The sequence below is a fragment of the Mesorhizobium sp. WSM4808 genome (assembly GCF_055811675.1).
On record NZ_JBVVQX010000001.1, the window covers coordinates 217,977 to 235,070 of the forward strand.

Sequence of the window (17,094 nt, forward strand, 5' to 3'; positions counted from 1 at the left end):
CAAGGGGCACAATGAACTGGCTGCTGGACCTCACTCCCGACGAATGGAATGCGGTTCGGCTGTCCATCAAGGTGGCAATGGTGGCGATGCTCGCCAGCCTGCCGCCGGGCATCTTGATCGCGCTGCTGCTTGCCCGGGGACAGTTCTGGGGCAAGACCGTTCTCAACGGGCTGGTGCATCTGCCGCTGATCCTGCCGCCCGTGGTGACCGGCTACCTGCTGCTGCTGACCTTCGGCCGGCGCGGCCCGGCCGGCGCCTTCCTGGCCGAGCATTTCGGCATTGTCTTCTCCTTCCGCTGGACAGGTGCGGCGCTGGCCTGCGGCGTCATGGGCTTTCCCCTGATGGTGCGGGCGATCCGGCTGTCGATCGAGGCGGTGGACCGCAAGATGGAAGCGGCGGCGGGAACGCTCGGCGCCAATCCGCTCTGGGTGTTCGCCACCATCACGCTGCCCCTGATCCTGCCCGGGCTGATCGCCGGCGCCATCCTGGCCTTCGCCAAGGCGATGGGCGAGTTCGGCGCCACCATCACCTTCGTCTCCAACATTCCCAATGAGACGCAGACATTGCCGTCGGCGATCTACACCTTCACGCAGGTGCCGGGTGGCGATGAAGGGGCGCTCCGCCTGACGCTGATCTCCATCGTCATCTCCATGGCAGCACTTGTGGCTTCGGAGGTGCTGGCGCGGCGTGTCGGCCGGCGACTGGACATCGAATGAGCGTTCTCGTCGACATCAGTCATCGGCTGGGTGGTTTCGCCATCGACGCCCGCTTCGAAAGCGCCGGGCGGCTGACGGCGCTGTTCGGCGCGTCTGGGTCGGGCAAGACGACACTGATCAACATGATTGCCGGGCTGATCCGGCCCGACAGGGGACGCATCGAGGTCGACGGCCGTGTGCTGGTCGATACCGGTGCCGGCATTTTCGTGCCGAAGCACAAGCGCCGCATCGGCATGGTGTTCCAGGACGCACGGCTGTTTCCGCATTTGAGCGTTGCCGGCAATCTTCGCTACGGCCGCTGGTTCACGCCGCCGGCGGAGCGCTACGCCGATATCGATGCCGTCGTCGACCTGCTCGGCATCGGGCCGCTCATGAACAGGCGGCCGGCAAAGCTCTCGGGCGGCGAGAAACAGCGCGTGGCGATCGGCCGGGCATTGCTTGCCAGCCCCAGACTGCTGCTCATGGACGAACCGCTGGCCTCGCTCGACGAAGCGCGCAAGGCCGAAATCCTGCCCTATGTCGAACGGCTGCGCGACGAGACGAAAATCCCGATCGTCTATGTCAGTCATTCGGTCGCCGAAGTGGCGAGGCTGGCCAGCGATGTGGTGATGCTGGCACAGGGCAATGTCGTTGCCAGCGGGCCGACCGAGGCGGTGATGCAAAGGCTCGACCTGTTGCCGGCGGAGGAGCGCGGCGAGGGCGGCGCCGTGCTGGACACCAGGGTGCTGCATCACGACGAAACTTTCGGCATGACCGTGCTCGGCTCGGCCGCGGGCGAGCTCCGGGTGCCACAGCTGGCGATGAAGGCAGGTACGCCGGTGCGCATCCGTATTCGCGCCCGCGATGTGATGATCGCCACCGAAAAGCCGACGGGCCTCAGCGCGCTCAACATCCTGCCGGGGACCATTACCGCGATGAGCCCGGGCGAAGGGCTCGCGGTCGAGGTCGGTATCGACTGCAATGGCGCAATCGTGCTTGCCCGCATCACCGAACAGTCGCGGCAGGCGCTGAAGCTTCATCTTGGCGGCAAGGTTTTCGCGGTGATCAAGACGGTGAGCTTCGATCGGGCGAACACCGGCGCCGGCCTGCCCGCCGAGGCGGATGGATAATCCCGCTATGTCTTTTTGGAATAGCGGTTTCGCCAGGGAGCTTCTAGTATGGGGTTGGGTAGTGACCGCGGAGAGCAAAGATGCCGTCGCTGAGCTTGCGGATAAATCTCGATCCCGACGGGCGCGTCGGGCCGGGCAAGATCGAACTCCTGGAACAGATCGCCGCCTTCGGCTCCATCTCGGCCGCCGCTCGCGGCATGGAGATGTCCTATAAGCACGCCTGGGACCTGGTCGAGGACATGAACCGGGTATTCGGCAAGCCGCTGGTGGCGGCACAGACCGGCGGCCGCAAGGGCGGCGGCGCACAGTTGACGGCGGTCGGCCTGGCAGTGGTCAGCCGCTTTCGCGCCATCGAGCGCGCAGCTTCTGCCGCGGCGGCGGCGCATATGGAGGCATTGCAGGCGGAGATTGATGCGGGATGAGGCAGTAGGGCAGTAGGGCAGTAGGGCAGTAGGGCAGTAGGGCAGTAGGGCAGTAGGGCAGTAGGGCAGTAGGGCAGTAGGGCCTAATCCTCTGTGCTTGGCTTGCGAAGCAGGTAAGTGTCCATGATCCAGCCCTTTTTCCGGCGCGCTTCTTCACGGGTTCTCTCGATCTCGGCGCCGACATCACTGAGACGGCCAGAGATGAGAATCTCGTCTTCCGTTCCGAGATAGGCGCCCCAATGGATGACGACATCCTTGTCGGCCAGCGTGTTGAAGGCGCATTTGCCGTCCAGCAGCACGACCGCGCTGCCGGCATTGTCCGGCATGCCTTCCTCGGTCAGGCGGCGGCCTGTGGTGATGAGGACGGAATCGCCGATGCGGTTCAGCGCCATCTTGTGGCTGGCGGCAAGCGCCTGGACGGCGGTAATGCCGGGGATCACCTCAAGTTCGAACGCCACATTGCCTCGCTGGCTCACGCGCTCGAGGATGCGCAACGCGCTGTCGTAGAGCGAAGGATCGCCCCAGATCAGGAAGGCGCCGCAGCCGTCGCCGGCAATCTCGTCGCGGATCAGGCCTTCGTAAATGGCGGCGATGGCTTCGTGCCAGTCATCGACGGTCGCGCGGTAGGAGGGCTCCGGCCCATCTTCTACCGGTACGTCGCGCACCGGCACGTCGAATTCGACGCGGCGCGACTTCGGATTGGTGACGAAGCGGTCGCATATCCGGCGGCGCAGTTCGGCCAGTTCATTTTTTTTCGCACCCTTGTCGGGAATGAACAGCACATCCGCCTGGTTCAGGCCTGATATGGCCTGGACGGTCATGTGGTCGGGATTGCCGGCGCCGATGCCGATGACGAGAAGCTTGCGCATGGGCGAACTCCTGCCCGATCGGAACCTGTTAGTCCAGACCGCGCTGGCGTGTCCGCGGATACGGAAGGGCTTTGAACGCCACGTTGAAACCGCTAGGGTCCTGCAAGCATTCCAGCCGAGGTGGTTTCCATGTTGCGATATATTCTGACCGCCGTGCTGGCCCTGTCGCCCGCGCCCGCCTTCGCCAATGATTCGGTTGCCGAACTCGGCACTGGCGGCCTGATCCTGTCGCGCAGCGATGCCGTGGCGATGCAAAGCGAGGACCTTTTCATCTCGCCGGAAAAGGTGACGGTCGACTATGTCTTCCATAACAACACCGACAGGGATGTCGAGGCCATTGTCGCCTTCCCGATGCCCGAAATATCGGGCAATCCCGAAGAAATCCCGGCGATCCCTGAAAACCAGAGCGACAATTTCCTCGGCTTCGAGGTGACGATCGACGGCGTTGCCGTCAAGCCGCAGCTGGAGCAGAAGGTGTTTGCGCTCGGCATCGACATCAGCGCCGAGTTGAAGGCGCAAAACGTGCCATTCTATCCATTCGGCGATGCGGCGAAGGCGGCGCTGGCCAAGCTGCCGCAAGCGGTTGTCGATGACTGGGTCAACCGCGGCATCATCATCGAGGACACCGGCAGCGACGGCACCGAGACGACCAAGGTCTACACGCCGTTCTGGCAACTGCGTTCGACCTACTGGTGGCGCTCGACCTTTCCGGCCAACAAGGACGTCCATGTTTCCCACCACTATAAGCCGAGCGTCGGCGGCACGTCTTCAGTCAGCTTCTTCTACGACGGCAAATTCCAGGGACAGTATGCGGCCTACAAGGCCCGCTATTGCATGGATGGCACATTCGAAAATGCGGTGCGCAAGGCTGCCAAGGACGACCCTGACGGCTACCCCAAATATGTCGAGAACCGCATCGCCTATATCCTGACCACCGGCGGCAACTGGGCCACCGGCACGATCGGCAAGTTCAAGCTGACGATCGACAAGGGCAATCCGAAAGCCCTGGTCTCGTTCTGCGGCGACAATGTCAAAAAGACCGGACCGACGACATTCGAGATGACGGCGGATGATTTCTACCCCGAGCGCGACATCGACATCCTGATCCTCGAGCCAACGGACGGCAATTGATGGCCATTCGATCGGCTAAAAGGTTGCAAGACCCGCCAAATTTTGCGACTGAGCCGACCCGTTCCTTCGTTTAGGCGCGGGCTGATGATTTTGCTCTGGAAAGCCTTGGGGATCTGATTGTCTAGTAAGCCTAGGACAAGAATGCCATCCGCCACTTCGTTGGTGGCCCGGAGCTATCCGGACAAAATTATTGGCGTAGAAAATACCCTACCATGGCATTTGGGGACGGATTTAAAGCACTTTAAGCAGCGCACTCAAGGGCACGCTGTTATCATGGGGCGGAAGACTTTCGAATCTATAGGTCGACCGCTACCCAATAGGTTAAACATTATTCTCTCGCGGCATCCGGTTGAGGATACAGCCGGGGTAAAATGGGCTCCGAATCCTGAAACAGCTCTCCTGCTTGCAGATCAGTATTCTATTATAAATTTGAAAAAAGAATTCTTTGTCATAGGCGGAGAAGAGATTTATGGGCTATTTCATAAGTATATAAATATAGTTTTTCTGACAGATGTTTTTAGCGGCGAAATGAATGGAGATGCAAAATTTGAGAAAGATTTTGACACGAGGGAATGGTGGTTCCGATTTGAACGAGAATTCCCAAAGTCAGATGTTGACGATTTTGCGTTCAGAATATCTTGTATTGTGAGGCGTAAGCCGTTTCACAGGTTCGCCTCGAAGAATGAATTCTCCGCCGACGACAGGGCGTTGTGGGATGCGTGGGCAAAGTATGAGGCCATGATGGATCGTTCTAACCCGGAAACTGTCTTGGAACCTTCGCAACTCGATCTGCTATCGACGCTGTAGTGCTGCCGTGCGGCTTAGTGCCTAATCGACCCCCTATGTGGCAGATCGCGTTGAAAGCGCCTCGCTGCGTCCCTATAGAAGAAGAATACTGGATTTTGCGCCGTAATACCGGCGCTTGAGGGAATTCCAAGCGAAAGGACATTCATGCCCTGGAACGACAAAAGCGGCGGTGGCGGCGGCCCATGGGGCGGCGGCGGCGGCAATCAGGGACCCTGGGGGCAGGGTCCAAAGGGACCGAGCGGGCCACAGGGCTCGCCTCCGGATCTCGAAGACATCATCCGCCGCGGCCAGGACCGGCTGCGGCGCGCTCTTCCGGGCGGCGGCGGCGCGAGCCCGGCTATCTTCGCGCTGATCGCGGCTGCACTTGTGGTGCTGTGGGCGTTCAAGGCGGTTTATACCGTGCAGCCCGACGAGGTCGCGGTCGAATTGCGCTTCGGCAAGCCGAAGACCGAACTGTCGCAGCCTGGCCTGCATTTCCATTGGTGGCCGCTCGAAACCGTCGAGACGGCCAAGATTTCTGAGCAGCTCGTCGATATCGGCGGCGGCGGCGCGACAAGTGGCAACACGTCCGGGCTGATGCTTACCGGCGACCAGAACATCGTCAACGTCCAGTTCTCGGTCGCCTATCAGGTCTCTGACCCGAGCGCGTATCTGTTCGATGTGTCCGATCCCGACGGTATGCTGCGGCAGGTTGCCGAAAGCGCCATGCGTGAAGCCGTCGGCCGCCGGCCGGCGCAGGACATCTTCCGCGACGACCGCCAGGGCATTGCCGCCTCGGTGCGTGAAATCATCCAGACGACGCTGGACGGCTACAAGGCCGGTCTCAACGTCAACGCCGTCTCGATCGAGGATGCGGCACCGCCACGCGAAGTGGCCGATGCGTTCGACGAGGTGCAGCGCGCCGAGCAGGACGAGGACAAGTTCGTCGAGCAGGCCAACCAGTACTCCAACCAGAAGCTCGGCCAGGCGCGCGGCGAGGCCGCACAGATTCGCGAAGACGCGGCCGCCTACAAGAACCGGGTCGTGCAGGAAGCCGAGGGTGAGGCCCAGCGCTTCATCTCGGTCTATGACGAATATGCCAAGGCGCCCGATGTAACGCGCAAGCGCCTCTACCTGGAAACCATGGAGAAGGTTCTGAAGGATTCGAGCAAGGTCATCGTCGAGCAGGGCAACGGTCAAGGGGTCGTTCCCTATCTGCCGCTGCCGGCACTGCAACCGAAAGCGCCGGCGCCCGCTGCGCCCAGTGGCGTTACGGGAGGTAACCAGTGATGGCCAACCGTCTTCCCATCATCGTCGTCGCAGCAGCGGTTATCCTGTTCCTGCTCTATTCGTCGGTCTTCGTGGTCAATGCGCGCCAGCAGGCGCTGGTGCTCAGGTTCGGCGAGATCGTCGACGTCAAGAGCGAACCCGGCATCTACTTCAAGGCGCCGTTCTCGTTCTTCGACGCCGACACCGTGCAACTGATCGAGAACCGGGTGCTGCGCTTCGACCTCGACAACATCCGCGTCCAGGTGTCAGGCGGCAAGTTCTATGAGGTCGACGCCTTCATCGCCTACCGCATCTCGGATCCGCGGGTCTTCCGCTCCACCGTGTCGGGTCAGATCGAACTGGCAGAAGCCCGGCTCAGGACGCGTCTCGACGCTGCCTTGCGCCGTGTCTACGGTCTGCGTGATTTCGAGGCCGCACTTTCCGAACAGCGCACCGTGATGATGCGCGAAGTCCGCGACCAGCTCAGGCCCGACGCCACATCGCTCGGCCTGCAGATCGAGGATGTCCGTATCCGCCGCACGGATCTCACGGCCGAAGTCTCGCAGCAGACCTTCGACCGCATGAAGGCGGAACGCCTGGCGGAAGCTGCGCGGCTGAGGGCGCGCGGCAATGAAGCGGCACAGCGCATCACCGCCCGCGCCGATCGCGAAGTGGTCGAGATCGTCGCCGAAGCGCAGAAAGAGTCGGAAATCCTGCGCGGCGAGGGCGAAGCCCAGCGCAGCGCCACCTTCGCGGGAGCCTATCAGCGCGATCCGGCCTTCTTCGACTTCTACCGGTCGATGAATGCCTATGGCACGGCGCTGGACAACACCGGAACGACGATGGTGCTGTCGCCGAACTCGGAGTTCTTCCGCTTCTTCCGCAATCCTGACGGCGGCGAGGGGCCGGCAAAGCCGGCTTCGCCTGCGCCAAACGCTCCGGCGACGGCACCCGCCGCGCCGGCGGCACAGCCCAGCACCGGCCAGTAGCGGCCGGTGCAGGATTTTCTTGCCGCCATGGGCCTGGTCCTTGTCATAGAGGGTCTGGTCTATGGCGGTTTTCCCGGCCTGGCCAGGAAACTTGCCACCGAAGTGCTGTCTCTGCCCGAGAACGCGCTGCGGATCGCCGGACTGGCGGCGATCGTGATCGGCGTGGGCATCGTCTGGCTGGTACGGGGCGCATGACGGCGGCGATGATTTATCCTCTGCCGATAGTCATAGCCGCAAACGTGCCGTATTTTTTGCCAACATGGCGTGACGCGGCGTTTTCGTCGAAGCGCTTTTCTTTTCAAGGATACCGGGAGGCTTCTCGATGACATCCAATACAATTCTGTGCGCGGCTCGGCGGACATTCATCGCCGGCGCGGCGGCACTTCTTGTCAGCGCAGTCGCTGTCCCGTCCTTCGTGACGCCGACATTTGCCGCCGATGGACCCGCTTCGGTCGCCGATCTGGCGCAAGGCCTGCTCGGCGCAGTGGTCAACATATCGACCTCGCAGACGGTCAAGGGCACCGAAGGCCCGGGCGCGGTGCCGATGCCGCAATTGCCCGAGGGGTCGCCCTTCCAGGATTTCTTCGACGATTTCTTCAAGAACCGCGGCGGTGACAAGGACAACGGCTCGCAGAAGGTGCAGTCGCTGGGCTCCGGCTTCGTCATCGATGCCGAGCAAGGCATCGTCGTCACCAACAACCATGTCATTGCCGATGCCGACGACATCGAGGTCAATTTCTCCGATGGTGTCACCTTGAAGGCGACGCTGGTCGGCACCGACACCAAGACCGATGTCGCCGTGCTCAAGGTCGATCCGAAAGGCCACAAGCTGACGGCGGTGAAGTTCGGCGATTCCACCAAGATGCGCGTCGGCGACTGGGTGATGGCGATCGGCAATCCGTTCGGCCTCGGCGGCACGGTCACGGTCGGCATCGTCTCTGCCCGCAACCGCGACATCAATTCCGGCCCCTATGATGACTTCATCCAGACCGATGCCGCGATCAACCGTGGCAATTCCGGCGGACCGCTGTTCAACAGCGCCGGCGAAGTCATCGGCATCAACACGGCGATCATTTCGCCTTCCGGCGGTTCGATCGGCATCGGCTTTTCCATCCCCGCCCAGCTCGCGTCCGGCGTCGTCGACCAGTTGCGCCAGTTCGGCGAGACGCGGCGCGGCTGGCTGGGCGTGCGCATCCAGCCGGTGACCGACGACATCGCCGAAAGCCTCGGCATGGCGACCGCCAGGGGCGCGCTGGTCGCCGGCGTGATCAAGGGCGGCCCGGTCGACAATGGCACCATCCAGGCGGGCGATGTCGTCATCAAGTTCGACGGCAAGGACATCCATGAGATGCGCGATCTGCCGCGCGTTGTCGCCGAAAGCCCGGTTGGCAAGGCGGTCGATGTGCTCATCGTGCGCAAGGGTGTCGAGCAGACCGTGAAAGTGACGCTCGGCCGGCTCGAGGATGGCGAGAAGCTCGCCAGCAGCGAGGAGGGCAGCAACACCGATCAGGACAAGGGCGACAAGGCTCCGGCCGTTTCCACTGCTTCGGTGCTCGGCATGACGGTCGGCGAACTGAACGACGAGACACGCAAGAAGTTCAGCATTGCGGCCGATGTTTCGGGCGTCGTCATCACCGACGTCACCAAGGACTCGGCAGCCGCCGAACGCGGCATCCAGCCCGGCGAGGTGATCACCGAGATCGCACAGGAATCGGTTGCCACGCCCAAGGATGTCATGGACCGCATCGGCGCCTTGAAGGAACAGGGGCGCAAGAATGCGCTGCTGATGCTGGCCTCGAAGACCGGCGAGCTCAGGTTCGTGACGATCCGGATGGACTGATATCCGGAAGATCCGGCGAAAAAATCCTCATCTTGAATGGAAAGGGCGGCTAGCGGGCCGCCCTTTTTCTTGCCTGCCAGTCTTGGCGCGACAGTCTGTACAGGACATGGCGCTTGAGCGCGGGATGGCTGTCGGGAATGCTGGGGTGGTCGAAATCGCCGGACGGATCCGCGCTCATGCCGAGGCGTTGCATGACGGCGGTGGAGCGGCGGTTGGCCGCGACGGCGAATGATACGATTTCATCGAGGCCAAGCGTCTCGAAGCCGTAGGCCAGCCACGCTTCGGCTGCCTCGGTGACATAGCCCTTGCCCCAGAACTCAGGTGCCAGCCGCCAGCCGATCTCGATGGTGCCGGCTGGCAGGGATGGCACATGATCGGTGTCGAGGAGACCGATGAAGCCGATGCATTCACCGGTGGCGGTGATCTCGGCGGCCGCAAAACCGTATCCGTCCTTCGTGGTCCAGGCCCTGAGCTCGTCCATCTTGGCATCCGCCTCGGCGCGGTCGCGGCGGAATGGAAAGAACTCCATGACCCGGTCGTCGGAGTTGATGCGGTGGAACAGGTCGCGGTCGCGATCTTCCCAGTTGCGCAGGATCAGGCGCTCGGTACGCATTGGTTTCATTGCATAAACTCCTCCTGCCTGTAGCCCTGCACATAGAGCAGCGCGGTCAGGTCGCCATGATCGATGCGGACCTTGGCCTGTGCCGCCACCGTCGGCTTGGCGTGGAGCGCGACACCGGTACCGGCAAGGCGGATCATGTCGAGATCATTGGCGCCGTCACCGACGGCGATGGCGTCGGCGGGCGTCAGACCAAGGCGCGCTGAAATTTCGATCAGCGCGTCGGCCTTGGCGGCGCGGCCGAGGATCGGTTCGCCGACCAGCCCGGTGAAGCGGCCGTCCTGCTCGAGCAGGCGATTGGCGCGGTTCTCCTGGAAACCGAGCATGGCGGCGATGCGCGTCGTGAAGACCTCGAAGCCGCCAGACACGAGTGCCGTCCAGGCGCCGTTGGCGCGCATGGTCCGGACCAGAACACGGCCGCCCGCTGCCAGCGTCAGGCGATTGGCGACGATGCGATCGACCACGGCGGCGTCGAGGCCCTTGAGCAACGCCACCCGTTCACGCAAAGCCGGTTCGAAGGCGATCTCACCATTCATGGATCGCGCGGTGATGGCCGCAACATGATCCTTGACGCCGATCTCGTCGGCCAGCTCGTCGATGCATTCCTGGTCGATCATGGTTGAATCCATGTCGGCGATCAGGATTTTCTTGCGGCGGGTTTCCGCCTGCTGGACGATCACGTCGACGGCCTCGCTGGCAAGTGCCGTGCGCAAGACGGCACTCGTGACGGCGTCGTCGGCTGCCTCAGGCAGGACGAGATCGCAGGCAATACCTTCGGCCAGCCAGACAACAGCGCTTGCGCCGACCGACCGTGAGGCCATATTCGCAAGCGACAGCGACAAAGCGCGCTCAGTGGGACGGGAAACAAGCGTGGCGATGAGCGGCATGAAACATTCCGGCGGGGAGGCGGGCGAGGGCCGCGTGAAGAACGCGATCCTGATAGCCGGGCCGACCGCCAGCGGCAAGTCGGCGCTTGCGCTCGATCTAGCCGAGCGCAGGGGTGGCGTGGTCGTCAACACCGATTCCATGCAGGGCTATTCGGTGCTCGACGTGCTGACCGCCCGGCCGGAGGCGGCCGACCTCGCCCGCGCACCGCATTATCTTTATGGCCATGTCCACCCGGCCACCGCCTATTCCACCGGCGCCTGGCTGCGCGACGTGATGAAGCTGATCGAGGACGGCACATTCTCCGAACGGCCAGTGATTTTTGTCGGCGGCACCGGGCTCTACTTTCGCGCGCTGGCCGAGGGCATTTCGGAAATGCCCGACATTCCGCAGCGGGTCCGCGACCGCTGGCGCTATGAGTTGAAGGAGCAGGGCGCCGTCAAGCTGCACAGCCTGCTGCTGCGCGAGGATTCGGCGGCGGCCATGATGCTCAAGCCAACCGACAGCCAGCGCGTCGTGCGGGCATTGGAGGTTCTCGATGCGTCTGGCCGTTCGATCCTGGAATGGCAGGCAGAACGCGGCCAGCCGCTCATCGACAGGGAAAGCGCACGTTTCTTCGTGATCGAGCCGGATCGGGCGGCGTTGGTCGCTCGGATCGACAAACGCTTCGACCAGATGCTGGACAAGGGCGCGCTGGACGAGGTCAAGCGGCTTGCAGCACTTGGCCTCGATCCCGAATTGCCGGCGATGAAAGCGATCGGCGTTCGCGAACTGCAGGCAGCGATGGCCGGAGAGATTGGCTTTCCCGAGGCAATCGAACGCGCCAAGATCGCGACCAGGCAATATTCCAAGCGGCAAACCACCTGGTTCAGGCATCAATTGGGGCCGGAATGGCTGAGATTGCGCCCCGGTGATGATCTGGAAACCACGATCTCAGCGCTTGCTTCCGATACAACCTGAAAAGGTTACATGCAAGGAAAGGTTCCCGTGGTGGTTGTCCAAATTAACCCTCCGTAAGCCCGCCCATGCCATAAGATCAGTGGGCACTTTTCCAACGGGGAGCAGATGCGTTTCCACAAGGCGGAATCAGCATTTTTCGTCTTTATATTCGTGATCCTGGCCGCCGGCCTGGTGACGCTGCATGCTTACGGACCTCTGCAATCCTTCGCCGACGAGTTGCATACGGCTTCGGGTCTGGACAAGGTCATCTATCTCAACAAGCTCTTGTTCGCGACCGGCGTGCTCCTGGCCACCGCGCTGTTCTTCGGCATCTTCTTCATCTATCCGCTGATCCGCAAACAGGCGATGGAGGAAGGCAAGCTACGCGCCATGACGGTCTCGCTCAGCGCGCGCTCGGAAACATTCGAGCATGCGGCGCTGACCGATGGCCTGACCGGCATGCAGAACCGGCGCTATTTCGATGATGCGCTGAAGGAGTATCTCGAGGAATTCCGGCGCATCGAAAAGCCCGTCGGGCTGATGATCCTCGATCTCGACCATTTCAAGCAGGTCAACGACACCCACGGCCATGACGTCGGCGACGAAGTGCTCAAGGCCGTCGCGAACTGTCTCAAGGACATGACGCGCTACCACGATGTGGTGGCGCGATTGGGCGGCGAGGAGTTCGCCGTGGTCACGCCCAACATGGACGCCGAGCTTCTGGGCAAGTTTGCCGAGCGCATCCGCAAGGCGATTGCCAACATGTCGGTGCTGTCGGGCAATGTCCGCCTCAAGATCACCACCAGCGTCGGGCTCGCCGTCTGGGACCGCAAGGAAACAGCGGAAGAGTTCTATCGCCGCGCCGACCGCCAGCTTTACGAGGCGAAGAGGCAGGGCCGTAACCGCGTCTGCGCCTGAAATCGCATCACTGAATTCGTGAGGCTGGCCGTCTGGCGCCGTTTTCTGCGCTTCCGGTGCTCACGGACTCAAACGTCCGCTCCGCTTCGGTTCTCGAAAACAGCACCACCCGACTCAGCCTGACGAATTCCCTGACGGGATTTATCCGAGCGGGCTGGGCAAGGGCGCAAGCTTGGCGCGGCTTCTCGGTCAGAAGGCAGAGGATTTGGCGCTGCTGACCTAATCGTTTTGCGGGCGCAGGCCGAAGGTTGCGGGCTTTAGGCCGTAGCGCATGTCGAAATCGTCGTCCGATGGCGCGCGTGCGGCGGGTGGCTTGCGGTAGTCGGGGTCGCCGGCCTGGCGGCCCGAATCGACGACCTCGGCGAAGGCCATCGCCTGCTGCGTTGATTTAGGCACATTGCGCAGTCGTTCCACGATCGCCACCAGATCGACATCGTCGCCTGGCTTCGACGTGGCCTCTTCGCGTTTTGCGGTGCCGGGGAGCAGGTCACTCGGCAGTTTTTCGAACTTCAGCCGCATGGTCGTCGCCACGCCTTCGCCGAAGGCGATGGCTTCGCGCTGGCCCATGGAGGACAGGAAGGCAAGCGTCGAGGCGGAAGAGTCGGCAATCGCGGAGCGGATGATCGCCTGGTCCTGCTCATTGGCAAGCCGCATGGCGAAGAAGGTCGAGCATTGCGAAAGGATGGTGGGGTCGAGCTCGCCCGGGCGCTGGGTGACGACGCCGAGATAGCAGCCATATTTGCGGCCTTCCTTGGCAATGCGCGACAGCGCGTGCCTTGTCGGCGCGAAGCCGAGGCGCGGATCGGCCGGCATATAGCGGTGCGCTTCTTCGCATAAAAACAGGAGCTGCAGCTTGCCCTCGCTCCACAGAGCGAGGTCGAAGGCCAGGCGCGCCAGCACCGAGCAGACCGAATTGACCACTTCCGACGGCATGCCGGCCATCTCGAAGCAGGTTACCGGGCGGCCATGATGCGGCACGCGGAAGATGTTGCCGATCGTCTCGTGGATGGTGTCCTCGATCAGGCGCGAGTTGAACATGAAGCGGTAGCGTGGATCGGCGGCCGCCGATTCGATGCGCGTCTTCAGCGATTTGAGTGTCGGGCGATCGGTCTTGCTTTCGAGCATGCCCATGCGCTCATCGATCTGCTTGAGCAGGTCGGCGATGCGGTAAGGCACCGGCGTATCGGCGGTCAACGCATCGCTGCCGCGCCTGATATAGGAGCCCGAATTCGGGTTGCGGTAGAGATTCTTGGCGGCCGGGATAAGGTCGCGCAAGGCGTCGATTTCTTCCGGCTCGGTCTCGCGGCCCCGGAACAGCACCTCGGCGAATTCCTCGAGCTTGAACATCCAGAACGGCAGATCCAAGGTTTTGGAATCGACCCTGACGCAGTATTCGGGCAGCGATGCAGCGAACTCGTTGTGCGGATCGAGGATCAGGATGCGCAGATCCGGCCGTGCCGCTATCGACTTGCGCAGCAGCAGCGAGACGGCGGTGGATTTGCCGACGCCGGTCGTGCCGACAATGGCGAAGTGACGCGCCAGCGTATCGTCGATGGCGATGTTGGCGGCGATCGTCTCGTCCTGCGCGAGCGTGCCGATCGTGATCGAATGACGCCCGGCGAGGTCATATACCGCCTGCAGGTCGCGGGTGCGGATCCGATGCGCAACGGCGCCGATATGCGGATAGGTGGTGATGCCCCGGTCGAAGACCGGTTTGGCGCCGGGCTCTGCTCCGTCACGGACTTCGCCGATCAGCTCGATGCTGACCTCGATGGCGTTCTGACCCTCATTGCTCCAGGCGCGGTCCGACTTGCCGATTGCGTAGACCAGGCCGACGGTTCGCGTCGATCCGAGATTGATGGAAATCATCTTGCCGACCGTCCACAGGCCGGTCACCGCGCCGTCGGCGTCGTTCGCGTAGGCGCTGATGGTGGCGCGTGCGCCATCGCATTGCACGACATTGCCGAGGATGCGCTTGTCGTTCTGCTCTGCGTCGCGGCGCTCCTGCGATGTCGGTTCTCCAACGGAGGCTTCGCGTTCGACATACATGGACAGGCCAATCCCCATTTCCCAGGAGCATCGATCCTACCCGAATGGGGTTAAGGCCCGATGATGTCGGATGGTGTAGAGAGCATTAAAGGGCTCGTGAAAATTGTCGCCAGGCGGCTCTTCTCCGGCGTCTATTTTTCGCTATAATAGACATATGGATGATATAGCGAACGACATTTCCTCGACGATCGGCCGCAGGATACACGCCGAAAGGACCGTGCGCGACTGGTCCCTGGCCGAACTCGCGGAGCGTTCCGGCGTCTCGAAGGCGATGCTCAGCACGATCGAGCGTGGCAAGACCAGCCCGACGGCGGCGCTTCTGGTGCGCATCGCGTCGGCCTTCGGCATGACGCTGTCGACCTTGATCGCACGCGCGGAGCTGCAGGGCGGCGGGATATTGCGCGAGGCCGACCAGCCGGTGTGGCGCGATCCCGACACCGGCTATGTCAGGCGGCATCTTTCGCCGGCTGGCGATATGCCGCTGGAACTGATCAAGGTGCATCTGCCGGCGGGCGCCAAGGTCAGTTTTCCGGCCGCTTCATACGCCTTCATCAAGCAGCAGATATGGCTGATTTCCGGGCGGCTCGAATTCGTCGAAGGTGAGACAGTGCACAGGCTTGTATCAGGCGACTGCCTGGCGCTCGGGGCGCCGTCGGACTGCACCTTCCATGCCCTGGAGCCTGGCGCCGACTATCTCGTCGCGCTGGTCAGGGGCTGACACAATGGCAAGAAGACCAAAGCGCTCCCACAATGGGGGGCCGCCTCTCGATGAGTACAAGGGTCCGCCATGGGGCAAGGGCGATCCCTACATCTTCCTTGCCTGGCAGGCCGCCCATGCCAAGGCGTGGAAGGCGCCCAGCCACGAGGTGATGCTGCTGCGCATGGACAGAGCCGAGCGGCTTGGCCTGACCTATGAGGAGTACACGCTCGAGATCCTCGAGCGCGGGCGGCATCTCGGGCACGAAGACGCCGACCGCATCAGCGCCATCAAGGCGGCGCGAAAGCGACGCCGCGCGCACCGTCTGGACTGACAGCAATGCGCCCGCTTCTATTGCAATCACAGGATATCCTGCACATGAACTCGATCGAGATCGCACCCCTGAACCCGACTGCCGAGACGCAGGACATGTTGGCCGAATTGCTGGTCGCAACGGTGGCGACCGGCGGTTCGGTCAGCTTCATGCATCCGTTGGCGCCGCAGGCGGCAAGGACGTTCTGGGAGAAATCGCTGGCCGCGGCGGCAAGGGGCGAAAGAGCGGTGCTTGGCGCCTGGGACGGCAAAAACCTGGTCGGCACAGTGACCTTGCTGCTCGATTGTCCGCCCAACCAGCCGCACCGGGCCGAGATCGCCAAGCTGATGACATCAGTCGATTGCCGGGGCAGGGGTGTGGGAACGCGCCTGATGCGAGCCGCCGAGAGCCTCGCCGTTGAGAAGGGCCGCACGCTGCTGGTTCTGGACACGGCGACCGAGGAGGGCGCCTCAGGCCTCTATGAGCGGTTGGGCTTCACGCTGGCCGGAGAGATACCGGACTATGCCCTGAAGCCGCATGGCGGGCTGACCGGCACGTTGATCTACTGGAAGCGGATCGGGCCAATCTCATAACCAGTCATGCCGGCGCGGAGAGGCGCAGGAGCAGCCATTGGCGGAAATCCTGTTCGGCTCCGGTCAGGCGTGCTGTCGACGCCTTGGTCAGGAAATGCCCCGATGTGCTGGAAAGTTCATAGTCGGAAAGCCTGACCAGCGTCTTGCTGTCGAGCGCCGCATCGACCAGCGGCCGCGAGCCCAAGAGCACGCCGGCGCCGGCGCTCGCCGCCTCCATGGCGGTGACGAAACTATCGAAGCGGTGTGATCGTCTGGGATGGCCAGCCAGTCCAGCGGCGGCGAACCATTCCGCCCACATCTCGCGCGCGCCGGCGACCAGAAGCAGCGGCAGGGAAGGCCAGTCGTCGTCGCCGGCGAGCGCAGGTGCGGCCACCGGCACGAGCCGCTCGGCGGTCAGCCTGTCGGCTTCGCGTCCGGGGAAGGATCCGCTGCCGAAGCGGATGTCGAGCACCGAGCCCGGCAGATCGTAGTCGGCAGGGCGATGGATCGTCACCAGATCGAGTTGGATGCGCGGCAGTGCCTTGGCGAGATCTGGCAGCGCCGGAACCAGCATGAGCAAGGCAAAGGAGATCGGCGCCCGGATGGTCACGGTCTGGACGGCACGCGGCTCGAACAGTTCCGCGGTGCTGTTGCCGATGGTGGCGAAGGCCGACTGGATGTGAGGCAGGTAGGCTGCCCCCTCCGGCGACAGTGCAACGCCCCGCGCCAGCCGCGAAAACAAACGTGTCTTGAGCCGCTCCTCGAGAAACCGGATGTGCTGGCTGACGGCTGCCTGGGTGAGACCGAGCTCGGCTGCCGCCGCGGTGAAATTCGAGAGCCGCGCCGCCGCCTCGAAACTGCGCAGCCAGTCCAGAGGCGGCACGGGTGTATTTGTACGAGCCATAAGTATTCTGCGGTCATTGGCTAAAAAATGATAATTTGAGTTATGCCTGTCGCGCGATCAACATGCA

At 62.8% G+C, this 17,094-nt stretch carries 19 protein-coding genes; 14 read left to right on the top strand and 5 right to left on the bottom strand.

The features are described 5' to 3' along the window. Positions 1–11 precede the first annotated feature (11 nt). From modB to AC0L2U_RS00990, 3 genes are all read left to right on the top strand, one after another. Entirely contained in the window at positions 12–716 is a 705-nt protein-coding gene (gene modB, locus AC0L2U_RS00980) for a molybdate ABC transporter permease subunit (RefSeq protein ID WP_127328916.1), read from the top strand. Continuing rightward, positions 713–1,825, top strand: a complete 1,113-nt coding sequence (gene modC, locus AC0L2U_RS00985; protein WP_473601293.1) for a molybdenum ABC transporter ATP-binding protein — start codon at positions 713–715, stop codon at positions 1,823–1,825. The genes modB and modC overlap by 4 nt, the downstream gene beginning before the upstream one ends. 80 nt (positions 1,826–1,905) lie before the next feature. Beyond that, positions 1,906–2,247, top strand: a complete 342-nt coding sequence (locus AC0L2U_RS00990; protein ID WP_127271788.1) for a winged helix-turn-helix domain-containing protein — start codon at positions 1,906–1,908, stop codon at positions 2,245–2,247. An 83-nt stretch (positions 2,248–2,330) separates the two neighbouring features. Here AC0L2U_RS00990 and cobF read toward each other — a convergent pair whose 3' ends face one another. Then, positions 2,331–3,116 (bottom strand): precorrin-6A synthase (deacetylating), encoded by a 786-nt coding sequence (cobF, locus tag AC0L2U_RS00995; RefSeq protein ID WP_473601294.1) that lies wholly within the window; start codon positions 3,114–3,116, stop codon positions 2,331–2,333. A 129-nt stretch (positions 3,117–3,245) separates the two neighbouring features. Between cobF and AC0L2U_RS01000 the strand changes: the two genes are divergently transcribed. From AC0L2U_RS01000 to AC0L2U_RS01025, 6 genes are all read left to right on the top strand, one after another. Next, positions 3,246–4,247, top strand: a complete 1,002-nt coding sequence (locus tag AC0L2U_RS01000) for a DUF4424 domain-containing protein (protein WP_473601295.1) — start codon at positions 3,246–3,248, stop codon at positions 4,245–4,247. 141 nt (positions 4,248–4,388) lie between these two features. Beyond that, complete coding sequence (locus AC0L2U_RS01005) at positions 4,389–5,054, top strand: dihydrofolate reductase (RefSeq protein WP_473601296.1); 666 nt, start codon at positions 4,389–4,391, stop codon at positions 5,052–5,054. Between the two features lie 144 nt (positions 5,055–5,198). Then, positions 5,199–6,323, top strand: a complete 1,125-nt coding sequence (hflK, locus tag AC0L2U_RS01010) for an FtsH protease activity modulator HflK (RefSeq protein WP_473601297.1) — start codon at positions 5,199–5,201, stop codon at positions 6,321–6,323. After that, positions 6,323–7,291 (top strand): protease modulator HflC, encoded by a 969-nt coding sequence (gene hflC / locus AC0L2U_RS01015; RefSeq protein WP_127322842.1) that lies wholly within the window; start codon positions 6,323–6,325, stop codon positions 7,289–7,291. The genes hflK and hflC overlap by 1 nt, the downstream gene beginning before the upstream one ends. A 6-nt stretch (positions 7,292–7,297) precedes the next feature. Next, positions 7,298–7,486 (top strand): DUF2065 domain-containing protein, encoded by a 189-nt coding sequence (locus tag AC0L2U_RS01020; RefSeq protein WP_023813072.1) that lies wholly within the window; start codon positions 7,298–7,300, stop codon positions 7,484–7,486. Positions 7,487–7,613: 127 nt separating this feature from the next. Further along, positions 7,614–9,131, top strand: a complete 1,518-nt coding sequence (locus AC0L2U_RS01025) for a DegQ family serine endoprotease (protein WP_127271780.1) — start codon at positions 7,614–7,616, stop codon at positions 9,129–9,131. A gap of 49 nt (positions 9,132–9,180) precedes the next feature. Here the strand turns inward: AC0L2U_RS01025 and AC0L2U_RS01030 are convergent, their stop codons facing one another. Next, on the bottom strand, positions 9,181–9,753 hold the full coding sequence (locus tag AC0L2U_RS01030) for a GNAT family N-acetyltransferase (protein ID WP_128289207.1): 573 nt from the start codon (positions 9,751–9,753) through the stop codon (positions 9,181–9,183). Next, positions 9,750–10,637 carry a phosphoserine phosphatase SerB gene (gene serB / locus AC0L2U_RS01035; RefSeq protein WP_127810037.1) on the bottom strand — a complete coding sequence of 296 codons (888 nt, stop codon included), beginning with the start codon at positions 10,635–10,637 and terminating at the stop codon, positions 9,750–9,752. The genes AC0L2U_RS01030 and serB overlap by 4 nt, the downstream gene beginning before the upstream one ends. On the opposite strand from serB, the gene miaA reads away from it, so the two are divergent. Both miaA and AC0L2U_RS01045 read left to right on the top strand, forming a co-directional pair. Beyond that, a complete protein-coding gene (miaA, locus tag AC0L2U_RS01040; protein WP_473564021.1) occupies positions 10,627–11,595 on the top strand; it encodes a tRNA (adenosine(37)-N6)-dimethylallyltransferase MiaA in 969 nt (322 codons plus the stop codon). The genes serB and miaA overlap by 11 nt on opposite strands. A gap of 105 nt (positions 11,596–11,700) precedes the next feature. Continuing rightward, positions 11,701–12,492, top strand: a complete 792-nt coding sequence (locus AC0L2U_RS01045) for a GGDEF domain-containing protein (RefSeq protein WP_473601298.1) — start codon at positions 11,701–11,703, stop codon at positions 12,490–12,492. Between the two features lie 219 nt (positions 12,493–12,711). Here AC0L2U_RS01045 and AC0L2U_RS01050 read toward each other — a convergent pair whose 3' ends face one another. Then, the gene (locus tag AC0L2U_RS01050; RefSeq protein WP_127328926.1) at positions 12,712–14,541 is read right to left on the bottom strand and encodes an ATP-binding protein; all 1,830 of its coding nucleotides are present in this window, start codon (positions 14,539–14,541) and stop codon (positions 12,712–12,714) included. A 154-nt stretch (positions 14,542–14,695) separates the two neighbouring features. Here AC0L2U_RS01050 and AC0L2U_RS01055 point away from each other — a divergent pair, with 154 nt between their 5' ends. From AC0L2U_RS01055 to AC0L2U_RS01065, 3 genes are read left to right on the top strand one after another with little or no spacing between them, the layout of a single operon-like run. Next, positions 14,696–15,259, top strand: coding sequence for a helix-turn-helix domain-containing protein (locus AC0L2U_RS01055; protein WP_473601299.1), 564 nt, complete (start codon positions 14,696–14,698; stop codon positions 15,257–15,259). Between the two features lie 4 nt (positions 15,260–15,263). Then, complete coding sequence (locus AC0L2U_RS01060) at positions 15,264–15,572, top strand: hypothetical protein (RefSeq protein WP_127268618.1); 309 nt, start codon at positions 15,264–15,266, stop codon at positions 15,570–15,572. 44 nt (positions 15,573–15,616) lie between these two features. Next, on the top strand, positions 15,617–16,144 hold the full coding sequence (locus tag AC0L2U_RS01065) for a GNAT family N-acetyltransferase (protein WP_127810040.1): 528 nt from the start codon (positions 15,617–15,619) through the stop codon (positions 16,142–16,144). A 4-nt stretch (positions 16,145–16,148) separates the two neighbouring features. On the opposite strand, the gene AC0L2U_RS01070 is transcribed toward AC0L2U_RS01065, so the two are convergent. After that, a complete protein-coding gene (locus AC0L2U_RS01070; RefSeq protein WP_127810041.1) occupies positions 16,149–17,027 on the bottom strand; it encodes a LysR family transcriptional regulator in 879 nt (292 codons plus the stop codon). Positions 17,028–17,094 lie beyond the last annotated feature (67 nt).

What these genes read in the sequence shown, in the direction of transcription:
- modB (WP_127328916.1), top strand. Translation starts at nt 12, where the DNA reads ATGAACTGGCTGCTGGACCTCACTCCCGACGAATGGAATGCGGTTCGG.
- modC (WP_473601293.1), top strand. Translation starts at nt 713, where the DNA reads ATGAGCGTTCTCGTCGACATCAGTCATCGGCTGGGTGGTTTCGCCATC.
- AC0L2U_RS00990 (WP_127271788.1), top strand. Translation starts at nt 1,906, where the DNA reads ATGCCGTCGCTGAGCTTGCGGATAAATCTCGATCCCGACGGGCGCGTC.
- cobF (WP_473601294.1), bottom strand. Translation starts at nt 3,116, where the DNA reads ATGCGCAAGCTTCTCGTCATCGGCATCGGCGCCGGCAATCCCGACCAC.
- AC0L2U_RS01000 (WP_473601295.1), top strand. Translation starts at nt 3,246, where the DNA reads ATGTTGCGATATATTCTGACCGCCGTGCTGGCCCTGTCGCCCGCGCCC.
- AC0L2U_RS01005 (WP_473601296.1), top strand. Translation starts at nt 4,389, where the DNA reads ATGCCATCCGCCACTTCGTTGGTGGCCCGGAGCTATCCGGACAAAATT.
- hflK (WP_473601297.1), top strand. Translation starts at nt 5,199, where the DNA reads ATGCCCTGGAACGACAAAAGCGGCGGTGGCGGCGGCCCATGGGGCGGC.
- hflC (WP_127322842.1), top strand. Translation starts at nt 6,323, where the DNA reads ATGGCCAACCGTCTTCCCATCATCGTCGTCGCAGCAGCGGTTATCCTG.
- AC0L2U_RS01025 (WP_127271780.1), top strand. Translation starts at nt 7,614, where the DNA reads ATGACATCCAATACAATTCTGTGCGCGGCTCGGCGGACATTCATCGCC.
- AC0L2U_RS01030 (WP_128289207.1), bottom strand. Translation starts at nt 9,753, where the DNA reads ATGAAACCAATGCGTACCGAGCGCCTGATCCTGCGCAACTGGGAAGAT.
- miaA (WP_473564021.1), top strand. Translation starts at nt 10,627, where the DNA reads ATGAGCGGCATGAAACATTCCGGCGGGGAGGCGGGCGAGGGCCGCGTG.
- serB (WP_127810037.1), bottom strand. Translation starts at nt 10,637, where the DNA reads ATGCCGCTCATCGCCACGCTTGTTTCCCGTCCCACTGAGCGCGCTTTG.
- AC0L2U_RS01045 (WP_473601298.1), top strand. Translation starts at nt 11,701, where the DNA reads ATGCGTTTCCACAAGGCGGAATCAGCATTTTTCGTCTTTATATTCGTG.
- AC0L2U_RS01050 (WP_127328926.1), bottom strand. Translation starts at nt 14,541, where the DNA reads ATGTATGTCGAACGCGAAGCCTCCGTTGGAGAACCGACATCGCAGGAG.
- AC0L2U_RS01055 (WP_473601299.1), top strand. Translation starts at nt 14,696, where the DNA reads ATGGATGATATAGCGAACGACATTTCCTCGACGATCGGCCGCAGGATA.
- AC0L2U_RS01060 (WP_127268618.1), top strand. Translation starts at nt 15,264, where the DNA reads ATGGCAAGAAGACCAAAGCGCTCCCACAATGGGGGGCCGCCTCTCGAT.
- AC0L2U_RS01065 (WP_127810040.1), top strand. Translation starts at nt 15,617, where the DNA reads ATGAACTCGATCGAGATCGCACCCCTGAACCCGACTGCCGAGACGCAG.
- AC0L2U_RS01070 (WP_127810041.1), bottom strand. Translation starts at nt 17,027, where the DNA reads ATGGCTCGTACAAATACACCCGTGCCGCCTCTGGACTGGCTGCGCAGT.